This is a genomic window from Candidatus Protochlamydia amoebophila UWE25 (assembly GCF_000011565.2).
Classification (GTDB): Bacteria; Chlamydiota; Chlamydiia; order Chlamydiales; family Parachlamydiaceae; genus Protochlamydia; species Protochlamydia amoebophila.
This window is the reverse complement of record NC_005861.2, coordinates 615,813-634,281: the sequence shown is the minus strand read 5'-3', so window position 1 is coordinate 634,281 and position 18,469 is coordinate 615,813. Positions and strand designations below refer to the sequence as shown.

15 protein-coding genes and 1 other RNA gene are annotated in these 18,469 nt (G+C 36.1%); 8 read left to right on the top strand and 8 right to left on the bottom strand.

Features of this window, described 5'->3' with window-relative positions:
- Positions 1-102 precede the first annotated feature (102 nt).
- Positions 103-3,219: an isoleucine--tRNA ligase gene (gene ileS, locus PC_RS02405; protein ID WP_011175044.1), complete on the bottom strand. Its 3,117-nt coding sequence runs from the start codon at positions 3,217-3,219 to the stop codon at positions 103-105.
- A 589-nt stretch (positions 3,220-3,808) separates the two neighbouring features.
- Between ileS and ssrA the strand changes: the two genes are divergently transcribed.
- Positions 3,809-4,213: a transfer-messenger RNA gene (ssrA, locus tag PC_RS10250) on the top strand.
- Between the two features lie 300 nt (positions 4,214-4,513).
- Here ssrA and PC_RS09830 read toward each other — a convergent pair.
- Both PC_RS09830 and PC_RS02395 read right to left on the bottom strand, forming a co-directional pair.
- Positions 4,514-4,816, bottom strand: coding sequence for a MepB family protein (locus tag PC_RS09830; protein ID WP_079890391.1), 303 nt, complete (start codon positions 4,814-4,816; stop codon positions 4,514-4,516).
- A gap of 281 nt (positions 4,817-5,097) precedes the next feature.
- Positions 5,098-5,373, bottom strand: coding sequence for a DUF2992 family protein (locus PC_RS02395; protein WP_011175041.1), 276 nt, complete (start codon positions 5,371-5,373; stop codon positions 5,098-5,100).
- Between the two features lie 109 nt (positions 5,374-5,482).
- Here PC_RS02395 and PC_RS02390 point away from each other — a divergent pair, with 109 nt between their 5' ends.
- Genes PC_RS02390 through PC_RS02380 form a run of 3 tightly spaced genes read left to right on the top strand, consistent with a single transcriptional unit; the run spans position 5,483 to position 7,489 of the window.
- On the top strand, positions 5,483-6,112 hold the full coding sequence (locus PC_RS02390) for a DUF6088 family protein (RefSeq protein ID WP_011175040.1): 630 nt from the start codon (positions 5,483-5,485) through the stop codon (positions 6,110-6,112).
- Positions 6,109-7,131, top strand: coding sequence for a nucleotidyl transferase AbiEii/AbiGii toxin family protein (locus PC_RS02385; protein WP_011175039.1), 1,023 nt, complete (start codon positions 6,109-6,111; stop codon positions 7,129-7,131). Before PC_RS02390 ends, PC_RS02385 begins: the two co-directional genes overlap by 4 nt.
- Before the next feature lie 37 nt (positions 7,132-7,168).
- Entirely contained in the window at positions 7,169-7,489 is a 321-nt protein-coding gene (locus tag PC_RS02380) for a GNAT family N-acetyltransferase (RefSeq protein ID WP_011175038.1), read from the top strand.
- 81 nt (positions 7,490-7,570) lie between these two features.
- Here the strand turns inward: PC_RS02380 and PC_RS02375 are convergent, their stop codons facing one another.
- The 4 genes from PC_RS02375 to PC_RS02360 all read right to left on the bottom strand — a co-directional run bounded on the left by PC_RS02375 (position 7,571) and on the right by PC_RS02360 (position 11,889).
- A complete protein-coding gene (locus PC_RS02375; RefSeq protein WP_011175037.1) occupies positions 7,571-8,029 on the bottom strand; it encodes a nucleotide triphosphate diphosphatase NUDT15 in 459 nt (152 codons plus the stop codon).
- Between the two features lie 434 nt (positions 8,030-8,463).
- Positions 8,464-8,964 carry a MepB family protein gene (locus tag PC_RS02370; protein ID WP_011175036.1) on the bottom strand — a complete coding sequence of 167 codons (501 nt, stop codon included), beginning with the start codon at positions 8,962-8,964 and terminating at the stop codon, positions 8,464-8,466.
- 142 nt (positions 8,965-9,106) lie between these two features.
- Complete coding sequence (locus PC_RS02365) at positions 9,107-10,402, bottom strand: NTP/NDP exchange transporter (RefSeq protein ID WP_011175035.1); 1,296 nt, start codon at positions 10,400-10,402, stop codon at positions 9,107-9,109.
- Positions 10,403-10,587: 185 nt separating this feature from the next.
- Positions 10,588-11,889, bottom strand: a complete 1,302-nt coding sequence (locus tag PC_RS02360; protein WP_011175034.1) for a PhoH family protein — start codon at positions 11,887-11,889, stop codon at positions 10,588-10,590.
- A gap of 278 nt (positions 11,890-12,167) precedes the next feature.
- Here PC_RS02360 and PC_RS02355 point away from each other — a divergent pair, with 278 nt between their 5' ends.
- The 4 genes from PC_RS02355 (at position 12,168) to PC_RS02340 (ending at position 16,803) form a co-directional block, all read left to right on the top strand.
- The gene (locus PC_RS02355; protein WP_011175033.1) at positions 12,168-12,869 is read left to right on the top strand and encodes a hypothetical protein; all 702 of its coding nucleotides are present in this window, start codon (positions 12,168-12,170) and stop codon (positions 12,867-12,869) included.
- A gap of 251 nt (positions 12,870-13,120) precedes the next feature.
- Positions 13,121-14,416, top strand: a complete 1,296-nt coding sequence (locus PC_RS02350) for an SH3 domain-containing protein (RefSeq protein WP_011175032.1) — start codon at positions 13,121-13,123, stop codon at positions 14,414-14,416.
- A gap of 2 nt (positions 14,417-14,418) precedes the next feature.
- Positions 14,419-15,198, top strand: a complete 780-nt coding sequence (locus PC_RS02345) for a DUF455 family protein (RefSeq protein ID WP_044044763.1) — start codon at positions 14,419-14,421, stop codon at positions 15,196-15,198.
- Between the two features lie 87 nt (positions 15,199-15,285).
- Positions 15,286-16,803 (top strand): YifB family Mg chelatase-like AAA ATPase, encoded by a 1,518-nt coding sequence (locus PC_RS02340; RefSeq protein WP_011175030.1) that lies wholly within the window; start codon positions 15,286-15,288, stop codon positions 16,801-16,803.
- 173 nt (positions 16,804-16,976) lie between these two features.
- Here the strand turns inward: PC_RS02340 and PC_RS02335 are convergent, their stop codons facing one another.
- Positions 16,977-18,386, bottom strand: coding sequence for a DNA recombination protein RmuC (locus PC_RS02335; protein WP_011175029.1), 1,410 nt, complete (start codon positions 18,384-18,386; stop codon positions 16,977-16,979).
- Positions 18,387-18,469 lie beyond the last annotated feature (83 nt).

The window sequence follows — 18,469 nt, the reverse complement described above, 5'->3', positions numbered from 1 at the left end:
ATTTAGTCATCACTTATCATTCAGTTTTTTTATTAACACACTAAAATGTTATTAGTATTAACGCCGAAAATTTCGGCGTTTTAAGGCAACCAATTTGTTAAATTAATATTCAGATTTTTTAATTATTATTTTTGTAGGTTCTCCATTAAGATCCCAATCAGTCCCTTCATAGGGGCCAAATTGAACATCAGTCGCTAACACTTCTTGACAGATATAATTTTTATACTGATCAAAGCATTCTATTACTCGTGTGGTTGTTTGCATATAAAGTTGAATGCGATCCGTGACAGCAAAATTAGCTTCTCGACGCATCGTATTGACCTTATTCACAATTTCTCGCGCTAATCCTTCTAAAAGGAGCTCTTTATTCAAATTTGTATTCAACGCTATCGTAATAGTCCCTTGATTTGCCGCAATAATTCCTTCTCGCACAATTCTTTCCACTTGGACATCTTCTGATGTCAATAAGACTGGGTGCCCTTCAAGGATAATTTCAACAGATCGATGATTAAGAAGTTCGGTGAGCTCTTTTTGCCCAAATTGTTCAATCGTTAATTGTGCAAGTTTCATTAATTTTCCAACTTTTTTGCCAAGTACTCGAAAGTTTGGTTTAGCTTTCAAACTGACAAAATCTTTTTCATTGGAACTGAAAGTAATCTCTTTTACATTGAGTTCTTCGCTGATAAGATGTTGTTGCTCTTTTAAAAAATCTAAAACTTTCGGATCAGCAGATGCTAATTGTGCTGTCGCTAACGGCTGACGAACTTTTAATTTATGCTCTTTACGAAGCGCATGACCTAAGCTAACTGTGACTTGAACAGCCTCCATTTCAGCTTCCAATTTTTCATGTCGACTCAATTGCTGATAATGGGGAAAATCACATAAATGAACAGATTCTGGCATGTCACAAGAACGTAAATTTTGATAAATAGCTTCACTGATAAATGGAACGTAAGGAGCTGAAATTTTGGTCAACTCAATCAAAACATAGTATAACGTTTCAAAAGCTTGAGTACGGTTCGGACTTTCTTTATCGTCCCAAAAACGGCGGCGAGAGCGTCGGATATACCAATTTGTTAACTGATCGACAAAATTTACAAAGGGTTCAACCGAGCGGGATAAATCATAATCATCCATCCCCTGTTCAACTTCATGCACAAGTTTGTTAAGGAGCGAAATAATCCATTGATCAATTGCCAGTTCAGGCTTTTGAACTAACTTACCTGGCTTCCAATTGTAAATTCTTGCATAAGTTAGAAAGAATGTATAAGCATTCCAAAGTGGTAAGAGAATTTGGCGAAGTACTAATTCAACTCCGCTTTTTGAAAATGAAAGATCATCCGCTTTAACAGCAGGGCTATGTAACATGTAAAGTCGAATAGCATCAGCTCCATATTGCTGAATTACTTCTGCCGGATCCGGATAATTTTTTAGCCGCTTAGACATCTTAGCTCCATTTTCTGCTAAAATTAGTCCATTCACAATGACATTTTTCATTGCAGGTTGATCAAATAATGCGGCTGACAAAACTGTTAAAGTATAAAACCATCCACGCGTTTGATCTAAACCTTCCGCAATAAAATCGGCAGGAAAATTTTGCTCAAATAACTCTCGATTTTCAAAAGGATAGTGATTCTGAGCATAAGGCATGGAACCTGATTCAAACCAACAATCAAAAACTTCTGGGATTCGCTTAAAAGTCTTTCCATTTTTTTCAAAAGACATCTCATCGATAAAATGGCGATGTAAATCGGTCAATGGGTTTCCTGTCAATTGTTTGAGTTCTTCAATGCTTCCCACAACATGGATTTCACCATCTTGAGCACGCCAAAGAGGAATAGGTGTTCCCCAATAACGATTGCGGCTAATTGCCCAATCACGTGCTCCTTCTAACCATTTACCAAAACGGCCATACTGAATATGTTCTGGTGTCCAATGAATTTGGCTATTAGCTGCAAGCAAACGATCCTTAATTTTTTCAACGGCCACAAACCAAGTTCGAACAGTTTTATAAATTAATGGTGTATCTGAACGAGGACAAAAAGGATAGCGGTGATGGCAAGTTCCTTGATGAATCACTTTTGCTTGTTGCTTTAAACGCTTGATAATGTCTTTATCTGCCTCTTTAACAAATATTCCCTTATATTCTGGTATTTCATCTGTAAACTGTCCGTTGTTATCGACAGGGCAAACAGGATCAATTCCGGCTTTTTGACAAGCATAAAAGTCTATTTCTCCAAAGGCTGGAGCGGTTTGAACAATTCCTGTGCCTTCTTCAACAGAAATAGAATCTTCCAAAATAATCTTAAAAGCTCCCGAATGAGCCCTATCATTAAAATAGTCAAATAAAGGTATATAGTGTTGTCCTTCAAGTTCACTACCAGGAAATTTACGAACGATTGTGTATTCTCCAGAATCTTTATAATATCCCTTGAGTCGCTCTGTTGCTAAAATGTAGTTTCGCTTAGAAACATGATCTTGCACTTCTGCGTATTCGATCATGGGACTCACCATTAAAGCTAAATTAGAAACTAATGTCCAAGGAGTCGTTGTCCAAGCAAGAAAATAGGTATTAGAATTATCCCTTGATTGAAATGCCACAGTTAAAGAAGGATCATCAACCTCTTTATAGTTTTCCGAAGCTTCAAAATTGGACAGAGGTGTGCCCAGCTTTGCTGAGAAAGGCATCACTTTTAACCCTTCGTAAACAAGGCCTTTAGCGTATAGTTGTTTAAATACCCACCATACAGATTCCATGAAAGGAAGATCCATTGTTCGATAAGTTTGATTAAAATCAACCCAACGTCCCATGCGATTAACAGTGAATTTCCATTCCTCTGTATAACGTAAGACGATGTTTCGACATTCTTCATTGAATTTAGCAATCCCAAATTCTTCAATCGACTTGGCTCCTGAAAGTCCAAACGTTTTCTCAATTTCATTCTCAACTGGAAGTCCATGACAATCCCACCCAAAACGCCTGGGAGCGCAAAAGCCTTTCATCGTTTTATAACGCAAGACGACATCTTTGATTGTCCCTGCTAAAATATGTCCATAATGAGGAAGTCCCGTGGCAAAAGGAGGCCCATCATAAAAAGTAAACAAAGGCTGACCCTTTCTATTTTCGACAGATCTTTCAAATAGCTGGCCCTCTTGCCAAAATTTCAAGACTTTTTTTTCCCTTTCGTCAAATGACTCTTGCAAAACTTCTTCGAACATAAATAACTCTTATAATTTCTTTTTATCAGCAATTTCTGGGTTCATAATATTTGTCGAATTAGCAAATTTCGTGCTTCCGATAAAAATATCTTTAAACATCTTAATATTTTTTAGTATTTTAGGGGATAAAAAACCGAATCCGTTTAAAGCATCTAACGATAAAAGAACTTTTTTACTTTTCGCCTAAACTAAATTGGGAAATAAACACAGATTCAAGATGAGAATTTGCTTAATTTCTCCGCTCTTTGTTTCTATCGCTAAAACTTTAATCGTTTAAATGCTTTAAGTCATTAAACTTTTGGGTAAAATTTAGGAATATTAATTTAATCAAATAAAAAAAAATAAAGCTTCAAAAATAGCCCTATAAATGGTTGTAGATTCTCAACCTGAATAGGATGAAATTATAAAGTTATCCTTGTAAATGGAAAATCAAGGGGATATACTTGAGGGTATCCTACCAAATAAATGAATTTATCCAAGGTAAAAAGCTCTATATAAAAAATGTAAGAATTTTTTTTGAAGCTTATGCCGACTAAAATAAATGCTTCTCAAAACATTTCAATTTTGTTATAATAACTATATCAACTACGGGGGTGTTACGGTTTCGACTAGGAAGTGAAAAATTGATTGCATGCGGAGGATATCGGTTGGCCTCCTAAAAAAACCGGTAAAACAATAAATGCTAACAATAGCAATAAAATTGCAAAAGTTGACTTCCAGGAAGGGACTTTTGCTAGAGCTGCGTAAGACCTAACAGTCTTGGTAGCCCGATAGTCTGAAACTGGACCGAGGGTTTTAGAATCTATCGTCATTTTCTTGGTATGAATTCTTTTTCTCGCCGCTTCTAGGGAAAAGTTTTCAAGATTAAATGAAGCAAACTAACTTCGATTGTTGCGTTCTGCATAGGAGTTAGGGATTTTACAGAACGATAAGCATGTAGTGGTCAATTCGTAATTTGCCAAGGACGAGAGTTCAATTCTCTCCACCTCCAATTAAATAAAAGGCTTTACTTTTACAAGTGAAGCCTTTTATTTTTAATGAATTATATCACAGAAATCTTGTCGAAAACTCTAAATGCGTAAAGCTCAATTACGCACTAGACTGAATGAAACCAACGTAAAACTATTTTGTTTTTCTTACTTTTCCCGCTACATTTCCGTGACACTTGTGACATCTGTGACTTACTGAGGAAATAATGTCATATTCCGAACTCATTGTCACAAAGGTGGAAGAAATGGGACATTTTGGTAAAGAAAACACTAAAATTATGACAAAGAAAATGATTTGCTAAGCGCTAAGCAATATCAAATAAATATCTCATGCGTGAGAAATCAAAATTATGTTCAGAAAATTTAATAAAATATTGTAGTTGCCAAATCTGCGTTTTCTTAGCTCGAGAATTATCAGTTTTATCCCAAGGAGGATAGACTTGTATAGCTCTCTTACCTTTCTTTCCATTGCAAGATACAACCCCTTTTTCGCAGAGCACAGTTTTTGGAAAAACAAATTGGCCAAGATGATTTTCAGCACGTACGCTGACTACAAGGAAGTCAAAAGAATCGTTAAAGTCATAAGGCAAAATTGGACCCCTATCTATGCGTTTTCAAAAAGTGACAAATTGTCCAACTTATGTCGAAGTGATCTTTCCCATGCGAAATTTTATAGACTGATTGTTTATGGTGAATTCAGAAGCTCCATAGTCTGCACTTTCATCCTCTGTTTTCGAATTCTGAAAGACAAGTCCAGATGGCTTATAGATAAGCTTTTCAGTTAATAGCAAATCTGGGTGGACCATCTTCGAGAGGCGTTTGCCTTTTAGTGCAGTGACCACGATGTTTTTCTTTCCGTTTTTCTTGTTTGAGGGAAAATTGCTCATCTTTATGAGCCTGCTTTTCGGCGCTTATGCTTTTTTTTTCTCTTTTTTTTCTTCTCAATCTCTTCTCGCATATAGTCTTGCGCTAAATTTGAAGGCTTTGGCGTTTCCTCTATTTTTTCCATTTCTCGATGAACTTCTCGCTGCACTCTTTTTGGATTCAATCGCTGAATTTGAATACTGACTTCTTTAGCTTCTCTAAATTTTAGCTCTACATACTGTAGCCATCTTAATTCATCCTCATTATATGGCTTTCGATAGTAACATATTTCTCGTTTCAAAATTACGCTTTTTTTAATTCAGTTAGACAGCAATTTTCACAAAAAGATGCTATTTTTGTGAAATCTAACACATTCAAATTGCACGTTTTCACAAAAAGATGCTATTTTTGTGAAAAATGGAGAGATTATAATGGGCTCAAGTATTGAAGTGATGATCAAGAATAGAATTATCGATCACGGTCGCGGATGGTGTTTTACGCCGATGCAATTTTTAGATCTCGGTAGCGATACCTCTATTAGAAAAGCTCTCTCGCAGCTTCAAAAACAAAATTTTATTCGCCGACTCGCTCAAGGCATTTATGATTACCCTAAGGAGCATGATGTATTAGGTGTAATCCCCCCAGATTTGAACGAGGTTGCTAAAGCAATTGCGGAAAAAAACGGAGTTCAAATTCAACCTGCTGGTGCTCATGCTGCAAATCTAGTCGGTCTTTCAACACAAGTTCCTGGTCGAATCATCTTTTTAACTGAAGGCCCTTCAAGGAAAGTTAAAATTGGTAATCAAGAAATCATTTTTAAAAAGACCACAAAAAAAATAATGTCTTCTGCTGGAACTAGAGAAGGTCTTCTGATTCAAGCCCTAAAAAATTTAGGGAAAGATCACATTGACCAGATAGTGCGTGCGCAAGTTTCAAAATTTCTCAAAGATTCCAACGAAAAGGAAATTAAGCAAAATATGAAATTCGCTCCTGCCTGGATTAGAACCCTTGTTTTTGAAATTATGGAGCTCAAGCCATGAATGAAATCCATCTTTTATCTAAAGATGAACGGGAACTTTTCTTTAGAGCTACAACTGATATCAAGAACCTTCCCTTTGAGATTATTGAGAAAGACTACTGGGTCGTATGGGTTTTGGAAAGACTATTTTCGCTTCAAAAGCTGAAGCCTCACCTCACCTTTAAAGGAGGCACATCCCTTTCCAAAGTATATGGATTGATAGACCGTTTTTCAGAAGATATCGATCTTTCAATCGAAAGAGAATTTTTTGGTTTTGGTGCATCTCAGGACCCTGAAAATGCACCGTCCAAGAAAAAACAAAACGCTATTATCGATAATCTTTCAAAAGCTTGCTCCAATTATGTTCAAACTCAGATGCTCGCCGATCTTAAAGATTGCTTTGCTGCAAAACTCGGAACAATTGACGGGTGGCGTATCTTCCTTGACCAAGAAGACCCCGATGCCCAAACATTATTATTTGAATACCCAAGTGAAACCTCAAAAGCTGGATATATTCGTCCACTTGTGAAAATCGAAATCGGTGCAAGATCAGAACACTGGCCTGTCAGCGAACATAAAATACAGAGCTATGTTAAGGAGGCGCTAAAAGAAAAAATTCATGAATCTGAAATATTGGTTCGCGTGCTGAATGCTGAACGAACTTTTTGGGAAAAAGCAACAATTCTTCATCAATATGCTCATTTACCAAAAGATAAGAAGCTTCCATCACGAATCTCGAGACATTATTATGATTTTTTCCGTTTACTAAATTCGGAAATCAAGGAGAAGGCTCTTATTGAGACCCCTCTGCTTGAAAGAGTTGCCATCCACAAAAGTATTTACTTTGCATCAAGTTGGGCAAATTACGGAACAGCTAGGAAGGAAACCTTAAAGCTCTTTCCCCCTACTCAAATCTTAAAAGAACTTGAGAAAGATTATGCGCTGATGAAGTCCATGTTTTTTAGAGAAACTCCAGAATGGGGTCTAATCCTAAAAGTAATTGGAAATTTTGAAAAAGAATTTAACAACGTTAAGAAATAAGGTACTAGGGCATCAGAGATATCAATAAGAAACTACCGTGGAAGATGCGCAAGCTCTCGCGAATATCTATTTTCACAAAATCCATTGCATTAATATTAAACATTACACACAAGAACAAGTCGATGTGTGGGCTCCTGAATTAAACCTAGAAGGAGAAGGCTGGAAAAAGAAGCTTTTAAGAACTAATCTTATTGTTGCAGTTATAGAAGGCAAAGTTGCTGGCTTTGCAGAATTCGAACCCGACAGCCATATTGATTGCTTTTACTGTCACCATGAATGGATTGGCAAAGGAGTTGGGTCAGCTCTAATGAATGAAATTTTCATAAGAGCTAAAAACTCTCTTTTAGGAAAGACATAACTTTATCAGTCCAAATAAGTCTCATCTGATTTTTCGTGCCCTTTTTTGTGCTTCCCGCAAGATAAATTGCTATTTTCGATTTCATAACATCCTTATTACTTCATTGGAAGAAGGTGTAATGCTCAATTTTTCAATGCTTATTTTTTTAATTAAAGAAAGGATAGGAGTAAAAAGAGGAGAAGGAAGTGAATGCCAATCAAACCACTCCCATCCTTCGCATTTATCTGGCTCTAAAAGCTGAGGTGACCCCTCAAACTCGTTGACAAACACAAAAAGGGTGACATAATGCTTACTTTCTTCAATAATGTCATTGACCCAAGGACCCATCTGCACAGAAAGGGCTTTCAATCCCGTTTCTTCAGATAACTCTCTCAAAGCACATTCTTTGACGTCTTCTCCAAATTCAAGATGACCACCAGCAAAAGACCACTCTCCAGAGCCGTGAGCACCTTTTCTCTTACCTAAAAGTACTTTTCCACCTTTTACTACAACAATTCCTACACCGACTCTTGGTTTTGGTTTATCCTGGATTGTTCCCATTCCCTTTCTCCAAAAGAGACTATTGTGCATAAAAATGATGATTGTTTCAATAGGATTTTGAGAGTGAAAGCTCTTGAATTTACGCAAATTTTACGCACTAGACTGCAAAAAATAGACCCAAAGAAGCTTAAACCAGACTATTTGTTTTGATCATAAGTTATTGATAATCTCATTCTTGTTTACTTTAGTTGCTTCTGTTTAGTTGGTTGACATAGAGTTCAATTCTCTCCACCTTCAAATAGAATATAAAAGGCCCTTCAAGTTGCTAAATTCTTGTTAGTGCGACGCTGATAAGCCTATTTGGTTTATCAAGGAGCAATGATCCAAAAATAGTGCTTTGAAAGGCTTTTTTATCGTTAAAAATACCGCTTGGAAGTGAAAACTTCCTTTTAAAGTCCCCTAAACTTTTCCAACAGGATGCTAATCAAAGCACTCTACCCCAGCCCAAATAAACCTTGAATATAGGCAAAATTAATTTTTAGATTTTCATTAATTTCAAAAAAGTGTAGAAGCTGCCAAGCTTGCGTTTTCTTTGCCTGCAAATTATTAGCCTGATCCCACGATGGATAAACTCGTATAGCTCGTTTCCCTTCTCCTTCGTTTTTGGATATAATTGCCTTTTCATAGAGAATAGATTTAGGAAAAACAAATTGTCCAAATCGATTTGCTGTACACACATTGACGACAAATAGATCAAAAGGATCGTCAAAAGCATAAGGTAAAATTAACCCTTTACTGCTACGCTTCCAAAAAGTGACAAACTGTCCTGTTTTTGTGGGTGTGATTTTTCCTACACGAAATTTAATGCGGCGCTGATTAATTTCAAAATTTGCTGCTCCATAATCTACACTTTCTTGTTCAAGCTGTAGATTCTCAATCTTCCATCCCATAGGTTTATAAACAAGTTGCTCAGTCAGTAATAAATTTGGATGCATCGCTCTTTCTTAAATTAAATCGGTATGTATTCTGTTAACTTAAGTTAACAAGAACGTAATGGGAGATTTTAGACAGCCATCCTACAAGCTATACTTGAATTTTTATTGCCTTCAATTTATTGTGAGTAGAGTAAGCGTTAATTTATTTTTTTATAAAAGCGCTTTTTTCGATTCGGTTAGCTAAACGCCAGCCTATCAATCCAGACGAGGCAGCAAGCAAAGCCCAAATGATGCCAAATCCAGCTACATTAATGCCTAAAGCCCGAAATCCATTCACTGATGTCATTGAGACAACATCACCGGCCCTCCATACCATTGTATCAACGACATTTTTCCCTTTATAACGCAAATTACGAGAAACAAGTGTGTAAAGGCTTTCCCTCGCTGGCTGAATCATTCCAAAAGAAAGAGATCGATCAACAATACTCACCATGGCTAACCAAGGTAACGTTCCTAATACTGGCACATAAGGGTCGTTTACTAACGTCATTGTCAGGCAGAAAAATACGATAGTCATTGTCCAAACGATAAATACAACACTCGCTCCATATCGAACTAATAGCCAACGCGTTAAAATCAACTGAACAAAAATCTGAATAATATTTGCAAATAAATCCATATTGGCTGCAAAACGCGTTTGTGCAATCACATCATTCGGAAATGTAGTACCAGAATAATCTGTAATTAAAACATAAGCAATGGTACCAATCGCATCATTTAAAAGCATCATCAATGACATAGAAGCTATAAATGGATTTGAAAAAATTTGTTTTAATCCATCTAGCATTCCTCCACCTATTGCTGATTCGCTACCCAATTCATTTCGATGAGCACCATGATCATGTGCCCATTTACCTAAAAGCATTATACATATAACAGCAATAGCAAGAAATGCGGCTGATACTGCTAATAGCAGAGCTAATCCTATGAATTCTACCAAACTTCGCGTGATTATAGGTCCCATTACAGCGCCTAAAGTCCCGCCTAAACCGATAATAGGAAACAGGCGACGTGCCTGTGGGTCACTCCAGATATCAGTCATAAAACTCCAAAATACTGACACCACGAATAAATTAAATATACTAACCCAAACGTAAAAAAAAATTCCTAAAACTTTAGGGGAAAGTAGATTTTTGTTCAGAAACAACAAGATGAATACCATCTGAAGGGCAATAAAAAATAGGTAAATCAAAGGCATGATCACGCGGCGTGGCCAACACGAAACAAGCCAACCAAATAGTGGAGTTAACACAAGTGTCGCTAGAAAAGTAGCAGTAAAGAAAACGGGTAACTCAGTCGATCCTACCTCTACAGCCATTTGATCTCTGATAGGGCGGATGACGTAATATGCCGCCAAAACACAAAAATAATAAATAAACGAGAGAAAAACTGCATACCATTCCTCAGCTTGAATTCTTACCTGGTTTGTTTTACTCATTCGCTGTTCCTACTCAAAACTGATATTTTATAAGGCAGCTTTAACAAAATTGCCTACTTTTTTAAAATCATACTTACTATTTATTTTCCTGATTTACAAAAAGCTTCCAATTTTTCCTAGAATATTTTCTAAAATCGGGGGTATGTTTCCCAGTAAAAAGAGAATTTATTAAAAAAGCTCTCTTATTACATCACATCCGCAGCAATGGCAGCCAATTCAGAACGTTCGGTTATATCTAAGAAAATATGACCGTAAATTTTTTGATCTAAGAACTTACCGACTGTAAAGGTCAAGCCATTAGAATCTTTATCTAAATAAGGATTGTCAATTTGAGTTGGATCTCCAGCTAAAACAACTTTAGTTCCTTCTCCAGCCCGAGAAATAATTGTCTTGATTTCATGCGGAGTAAGGTTTTGAGCTTCATCAATAATCATATACATTTTTGGTAGTGTTCTACCTCGAATGTATGTGACAGCTTCCATTTCAATTTTTTTACTATCTAAAACCCATTTAAGAGTTTCACTAGACTCTCCTCCTGTAGACGCACATAAATATTCTAAGTTATCATAGATCGGTTGCATCCAGTGGAAAAGTTTTTCTTCTTTTGTGCCCGGAAGGTAACCAATATCTCGGCCTAAAGGAACTATTGGACGCGTTACAAGTATACGTGAATAAACACCTTCATCAAAAACTTTTCGAAGTCCACACGCCAAAGCTAAAATAGTTTTCCCCGTTCCAGCTGGACCCATGAGAGTGACTAATTTAATATCATCTCTTAGTAATAAATCGATTGCACAACGTTGTTCAACGTTACGAGGTTTAATACCCCACAATTGATTTGTCTTTAAAAGAGCTTCTAATCTTAGATGAGAAGGGTCATACTTCCCTATTGCTGAAGTATTTTCAGCAGATGTCATCACAAAATATTCATTGAAATGCGCTTTTAGGTTTGGAACAGTTAGTTTACCATCTTTATAAAACGTATCAATTTCATGTTTTGGCATATTATCAATACGATGAATACCACGATAAACAGCTTCATAAGAATATTTGAAATTTTCATAATCTTCCGCTTCAATCCCTAAAGCTTCGGCCTTTACCCGTGCTGCAAAATCTTTAGAAACAAAAACAACTTTTTCTCCTCGCTCTAATAAAAGATAAGCTGCCATCAAAATACGATTGTCATTAATAGTCAGTTCAAAGTTATATTTGTAGTCTGTTTTAACTTCTAACTGAATTTTAACGGTGGCTCCGTTATCAAGCTTAACACCTGATTGCAAATTGCCGGTCCCAACATTTTTTAGCGAGTCTAAGAAACGAATCGTTTCCCGAGCATTCTTTCCTAATTCGTTTGGCATTCGCTTAAATTTGTCCAACTCTTCAAGAACCGCAACTGGGATGACAACATCATGCCGAGGAAATTTCATTAAAGCAGTAGGATCAATTAAAAATACGTTTGTATCAATTACAAAAGTCTTATATTTCATTTTTTTTACTCCTAAAAATTAAAAGTGCATCATATTCAGCTCTTTGATCTGAGACAAGAAAAAAATTTAATATTTATTAACCTCAGTTAAATTTTAAGCACTCAAACACTTCAACTGCTAACTTATTGTCAAATATTCTGATTTTGTGTATGATAAGTAAAAATATCAAAGGGATTAAAAACCCCATATATGTGATAAAAATTTAATGATTTAAATTTTAAACTAAAAAAAACTTTTTATTACATGATATTAATCTGGATTAGAGGAGGTTGCTCATCATGCAAATTAAAATCACTGATAAAATTCTAAGCATTGCCCCTTACCTATCCACCTGTTGGTCTCGTATTTCTACCCTTCATATGAAGGGAGGGATACTAGTTGTTAGTTTGACAGATGGAGACGTAATTAACATTCCTGGTTTATCAAATGAATTTGTAGAACAAATTTTTAAACACCATGCCGCCTATTTTGATAAAGAGGAATTAATTTATAAGCCCGACAATCCAATCGCAGAAAATACATTAAAAGGATTGATGAATCAAATGGGAGATTCTTCCGTTCGATTAGCTTTTGGATCAATGGACGGTTTATCGACCGCTATGCAGCACAACCCTGAACAATTTGATGCTCCTAACCTACCAGCCGAAATGCTGGATAAAATCGGTGCAATTGCGAAAATTATAGGAACATCGGAAGAAATTTCATTTCCGAGAGCAGAGCCTAACTGCAATTGTTTTCATTGTCAAATTGCTAAGACATTAAATCCTGAACCACTCACCCCTAGTGAAGAATGCGAAGTTGTTCATGAAGAAGAATTACAGTTTCAAGAATGGACGATCTCGGAAGTAGGAAATCAGCTATTTTCAGTTTGTAGCAAACTTAATGAACATGAAAAATACAATGTTTATTTAGGAAGCCCAGTGGGCTGCACATGTGGAAATCAAGGATGCGAACATATTTTAGCGGTTTTAAAAAGTTAGTTTTTTAAAATTGACTAGCTTAAGGGAATAGATTTCTTTTGATTTTTGTAATAGAAATTTATTCCCTTTATTTTTACACCTTCACCACTATTCTAATCCCCTCTCAAAAAAAATAAAAAATATCTACATGAATTTATCTAATAAGCAGGCTATAGCACAAATCCCTTTCTAAATGCTTTGCATAAATCTTTCAAAACTTTAGAATTCTTTATCAGTTATCATTTTTAACATGTTTTATTGTGAGGATCTATATGATGAGGAAACCAGCTCCCTCCATATTAAGCTTTTTATCTTTATTGATTCCGCTTAGCTCATCTTTATTAGCCGATGAAAATCAAGCGGAAGTCAACATTCAACATACCCAAAATTTTTCTCCGTCTTTAGAAAAAGCTGAAAAAAAAATAGCTCCATTTGAGCCATTCACTGGTAAAATCACTAAAAATAAGGTGAGATTACGCCTACATCCCACTTACGATGGCTACGTTCTACGTGAATACAATCAAAATGATCTACTCGTTATTAATGGAGAGACGGAAGATTTTTATACTGCCCAACCCCCTAAAGATATCAAAGGATTTGTGTTTAGAACCTACATCTTGGATAATATTGTGGAAGGGTCCCGGGTTAACGTAAGATTACAGCCAGATCTAGAGTCTCCTGTTATCGCCCAGCTTAATTCAGGCGATAAAGTGGAAGGTGTTATTAGCTCTACTAATAATAAATGGCTTGAGATTACTATTCCACAAACAGCACAATTTTATATTGCTAAAGAATATGTTGAAAAAATTGGAGATGCTGGTTTAATGGCTCGCCAAGAGAAACGAAAAGAAGACGTTTATCGCTTATTAGCCAATACAGAATCTTTAAGTCGCCTTGAAATGGCAAAGCCATTTGATCAATTTAATGTAGAAAGAATTAAATCAAATTATCAAGCAATTATTAATAATTATACTGATTTTCCAGATGCGGTCGCAAAAGCTAAAGAACTTTTAGCTAAATTACAAGAAGCGTTCATTACAAAAAAATTAGCTTATTTAGAAGCCCAAAATGGCTATTCTTCTCATATTCTAGAAGCTAAAAACAAACAATTAACAGAAGAATTAAATGCTCATAAAACTAAACTAGCAAGCCTTGAGCAGAAAGGAGGAAGTGAAAAACTTTCTAACTCTAGTATATCACAAGCAAATCCCGCTCGAAAAACAGCTCAGCTTCCTATGAACATGGCTATTTGGTTACCAATTGAAGAAGCCTTATTTAATGATTGGGTAAAACATTCTGGAAGTGAAAATCCACAAGCTTTTTATGAAGAGCAAAAGCAACATTCGTTTATTTTAAAAGGAATTGTAGATGCCTATAATCGACCTGTCAAAAATAAACCTGGTGATTATATGTTAATTAATTCTGCAAGTAAATTACCGATTGCTTTTCTTTATAGTACACAAGTAAATTTACAAGATTTCATTGGTCACGAAGTATCTATTCGCGTTGCCCCAAGACCCAATAATCATTATGCTTTCCCTGCGTACTATGTTTTATCTCTTGAGTAAACATGGAATTGCGTGAATGGGCTCATTCAATTTTAGCCTCAGACACCTTAGAAGGCAAACTGGCTCATCCTTCCGTTCTAACGGATTGTGAACCAGGCTTGCCTTTCATTTGGAGCGAACCTGTTCGTCCTCCTGGCATGTCTTTTACAAAACGGACGAAAGAAGAAAAACTTCCCCCATTTCATGATCATCATGACCCTGATAAACGAGCCATTTGTTTACATCGCTTTGCGGGTCATGAACTATTAGCTGTGGAAATCATGGCTTTTACGCTCCTTGCTTTTCCTGATGCCCCAAAAAATTTTCGTAAAGGGTTAATGAATACACTTCGAGAAGAACAGGGTCATGTTCAGCTTTATATGACACGAATGAGTCAGATGGGAATTCAATTTGGAGATCTTCCTCTTTATAAACATTTTTGGAATCATATTCCTTACATTCATTCTCCTCTTCACTATATTAGTCTCATGAGCTTAACATTTGAAATGGCGAATTTGGATTTTGCTCCTATGTATGGCAAATCATTTGCTCATTTTGGAGATGACCTATCCGCTCAATTAATGGCTACCATTTTAAAAGATGAAATCTCACATGTTGGATTTGGCTGGCATTGGTTACGTCGACTCAAAAACAAAGACGATAATGAGTGGGATGCGTGGGAAAAAACTCTTGCAACAACATTATTGAATCCAAAACGAGCGAAAGGTTTTGTTTTACATTCTGAAAATCGGCAAAAAGCCGGCATTCCCCAAGATTGGATTCAAAAATTTCAAGCCATGTAGGCCAAACATTATCAACAATTAATTAAAAAAATAAGCTTAATAATAATTCTTTGATCAGATAAGATTTATTTTATTTTTTAAGGAAATATGCCTTTATCCCGTATTCAATGTTTATCTTTACATGGCTTAGAAGCCATTCCTGTAGAAGTTGAGGTGGATGTCATCAAAGCCGAAAAACTCAATTTAGTCATTGTTGGGCTTCCTGATACAGCGGTTCGTGAATCTAAAGATCGCGTGTTGACAGCAATTAAAAATTCGGGATTTGAAATCGGATCAATTTATTGCACTGTCAATTTAGCTCCCGGTAATTTAAAAAAAGAAGGGGCTATCTATGACCTTCCTATTGCGATTGGCCTCATCAATTCATTAGGACTTATAAAAAATCGCGATACACACAGGGATTATTTAATTGTAGGAGAACTTGGATTAAGTGGACAATTACGCCCGATCACGGGTGCCTTAGCCATTGCCATGTTAGCTAGAGAATTAGGAAAAAAAGGAATTTTATTACCAGCAGCCAACGCCCCAGAGGCTGCTGCCGTAAGAGGAATAGCTATTTATTCTATTGAAAATTTGAAAGAAGCGGTTCATTTTCTTCAAGATCCAAGCTCTTATAAGCCCCTTGCTTTTTCCAATCCTTTTCAACTGTCTCGTCTCATTCCTTCTGTTGATTTTAAAGATATCAAAGGACAAGCACACGTCAAAAGAGCTTTAGAAATTGCGGCGGCAGGAGGACATAATATTTTGCTGTCCGGTCCACCAGGATGTGGAAAAACAATGATGGCAAAAGCCTTAATTGGAATTATGCCTGATTTGACATGGGAAGAATCTTTAGAAGTGACTCGGGTTCATTCTATTTCAGGTTTACTTAAAGAGGGCCAACATGTCATTACAGAGCGCCCCTTTCGTTCCCCACACCATACCATCAGCTATGCTGGCTTAATAGGAGGTGGGACCTATCCACGACCTGGAGAAGTTTCTTTAGCTCACCAAGGAATTTTATTTCTAGATGAACTTCCTGAATTTTCACGCACTGTTCTCGAGGTATTAAGGCAACCTTTAGAAGATAAAAAAGTAACGATAAGTCGTGCAAGTGGAAAATTTACTTTTCCTACAAGCTTTATGTGCGTGGCAGCCATGAATCCTTGTCCATGCGGTTATTTAGGACATCCAGATAAACCTTGCAAAGACTCGATTGCACAAATTGAAAAATATCAAAGCAAAATTTCAGGCCCTCTTAAAGACAGAATTGATATGCATATTATCGTTCCACCCGTCAAATACCAAGATCTTTTAGAAACAACAACGCATGAAACTTCTTGCACAATACGTTCACGAGTAATAAAAGCAAGAGAGTCTCAATCAGAACGTTTAGGTCAAGGAAGAACAAATTCTTCTTTAAGTACCGCAGAATTAAATAAGTACTGTTTATTAACTTCAACAAGTACAGTTCTTTTAAAATCTGCAATTGAAAGTTTTGGATTATCAGCCAGATCCTGTGAAAGAATTATTCGTTTAGCTCGAACCATTGCAGATCTGGCCTTTTCCTCTCAAATCGAGGATACGCACCTTTTGGAAGCCATTAATTTTAAAACGTCTAATTAATCCATCTTAAAAAAATTCAAATTTAAAAATAAAACAATCAATTTAGTTTGCATTATTTAAATAATAAAAATTAAATAAACTTAATTGCATTTATAGACATTTATTTTGCTTTTTTTGGCACTCTAAATTTAAACATTTACCCATTAAGTATTACACTAAGCACTCTAGTCAGTTTAATGACATTTTCTTATTGTGGAGTCGATCGTTTCTAAAAAAAGAATATCTTCTCCACTGGATGCTCCTAGTTCTTTAAATTTTCTAGCGGATGGTAACACGCGAGTTTCTAATGATCCTACAGTTTTATTATAAGCATCCACAGCACGCTCAAGCCCTCGTCGTATTTCATCAAAATGCTCCACAAGGATGCGAACACGATCATGCAAAGTCTTTCCAAGTTCGCTGATTTGCTGCGCATTTTCAGCAATTAATTCTTGACGCCAGCCATAAGCAACAGAGCGTAAAAGAGCAATTAACGTGGTGGGTGTTGCTAAAATTACTTTTTGTTCGACTCCCCATTCAATTAATTCTGGATCTTGCTCGAGTGCTGCGCTGAAAAATGTTTCGCCTGGGAGAAATAAAACAACAAACTCGGGAGCTTGTTGAAATTGGTCCCAATAAGATTTAGTGGCTAATTGTGTGATATGCGTACGAACTTGCCTTGCATGGTCTTTTAACTTTGTAAGTCTTTGCGCCTCTTCTTTTTCTTCTAAAGACTCAAGATAAGCATAAAGTGGAGCTTTAGAATCTACAACAATTTGCTTCGCATTAGGAAGCTTAATAATTAAATCAGGCCGAAATCGCTTTTCTTCGGAAAAAACAGTTTCTTGCTGAACAAAGTCGCAGTGTTCAATCATACCCGCCATTTCAACAACTCTTTTAAGTTGAATTTCTCCCCATCTTCCACGTACATGTGGGGCTCTTAAAGCCTTTACTAAATTCGAGGTTTCAACTTGTAATTGTATTTGAGATTTCGCTAATGTATGAACTTGTTCGCTCATACTCGCATAAGCCACTAGACGTGCTTTTTCTAGCTCTGACATTTTTAAATCAACAGTTTGTAAACAACTTTGGATAGGTTTGACTAAATCATCAATAGCTTTTTGTCTGAGTTGTAAGTCATGTTTTGCTCCTTCTTGCAGTTTTTCAAACTTGACCGTCGCAATATCAAGGAAAGATTGGATATTGTTTTTTAAAGCATCTGCGGATAAAGCTTTGAAAGACTCTGTTAACTGTTCTTGAGTTTGTTGATGCATTAATAATTTTTCTTTTTCATATTCAATTTGCTTTTTTAAGGCAGTGTCTTTTTCAGCAATTTGAGTCTTTAGGAAAGAATTTTCATTGATCCATCTTTGAGTTTCAATACGCTCCTGTCTCAATTGCTCTTCGAGAATGGGTAATCGTGTATTTTTCTCCTCTGCAATCGCCCTTCTTTCACACTCCTTCATCCAATCTGCTTGAATTATTTCCTTTTCTAGTAAAATTTTTTGTTTGATTTTTGAAAGATTCCATAACTTAAAAAGAATAAAAAGGAGGCAAACGCATAAACAGCCAAAAAGTATTCCTAAATCTCGTATTTCTATCATATTCTTTAATCCAGTCAATTTTTTTTATAGTGTATCAGTTTTATCAAATAAATCGTAACTTGTTGTAGATCTCAGAAAGGATT

What these genes read in the sequence shown, in the direction of transcription:
- ileS (WP_011175044.1), bottom strand. Translation starts at nt 3,219, where the DNA reads ATGTTCGAAGAAGTTTTGCAAGAGTCATTTGACGAAAGGGAAAAAAAA.
- PC_RS02385 (WP_011175039.1), top strand. Translation starts at nt 6,109, where the DNA reads ATGAATGAAATCCATCTTTTATCTAAAGATGAACGGGAACTTTTCTTT.
- PC_RS02375 (WP_011175037.1), bottom strand. Translation starts at nt 8,029, where the DNA reads ATGGGAACAATCCAGGATAAACCAAAACCAAGAGTCGGTGTAGGAATT.
- PC_RS02370 (WP_011175036.1), bottom strand. Translation starts at nt 8,964, where the DNA reads ATGCATCCAAATTTATTACTGACTGAGCAACTTGTTTATAAACCTATG.
- PC_RS02365 (WP_011175035.1), bottom strand. Translation starts at nt 10,402, where the DNA reads ATGAGTAAAACAAACCAGGTAAGAATTCAAGCTGAGGAATGGTATGCA.
- PC_RS02360 (WP_011175034.1), bottom strand. Translation starts at nt 11,889, where the DNA reads ATGAAATATAAGACTTTTGTAATTGATACAAACGTATTTTTAATTGAT.
- PC_RS02355 (WP_011175033.1), top strand. Translation starts at nt 12,168, where the DNA reads ATGCAAATTAAAATCACTGATAAAATTCTAAGCATTGCCCCTTACCTA.
- PC_RS02350 (WP_011175032.1), top strand. Translation starts at nt 13,121, where the DNA reads ATGATGAGGAAACCAGCTCCCTCCATATTAAGCTTTTTATCTTTATTG.
- PC_RS02345 (WP_044044763.1), top strand. Translation starts at nt 14,419, where the DNA reads ATGGAATTGCGTGAATGGGCTCATTCAATTTTAGCCTCAGACACCTTA.
- PC_RS02340 (WP_011175030.1), top strand. Translation starts at nt 15,286, where the DNA reads ATGCCTTTATCCCGTATTCAATGTTTATCTTTACATGGCTTAGAAGCC.
- PC_RS02335 (WP_011175029.1), bottom strand. Translation starts at nt 18,386, where the DNA reads ATGATAGAAATACGAGATTTAGGAATACTTTTTGGCTGTTTATGCGTT.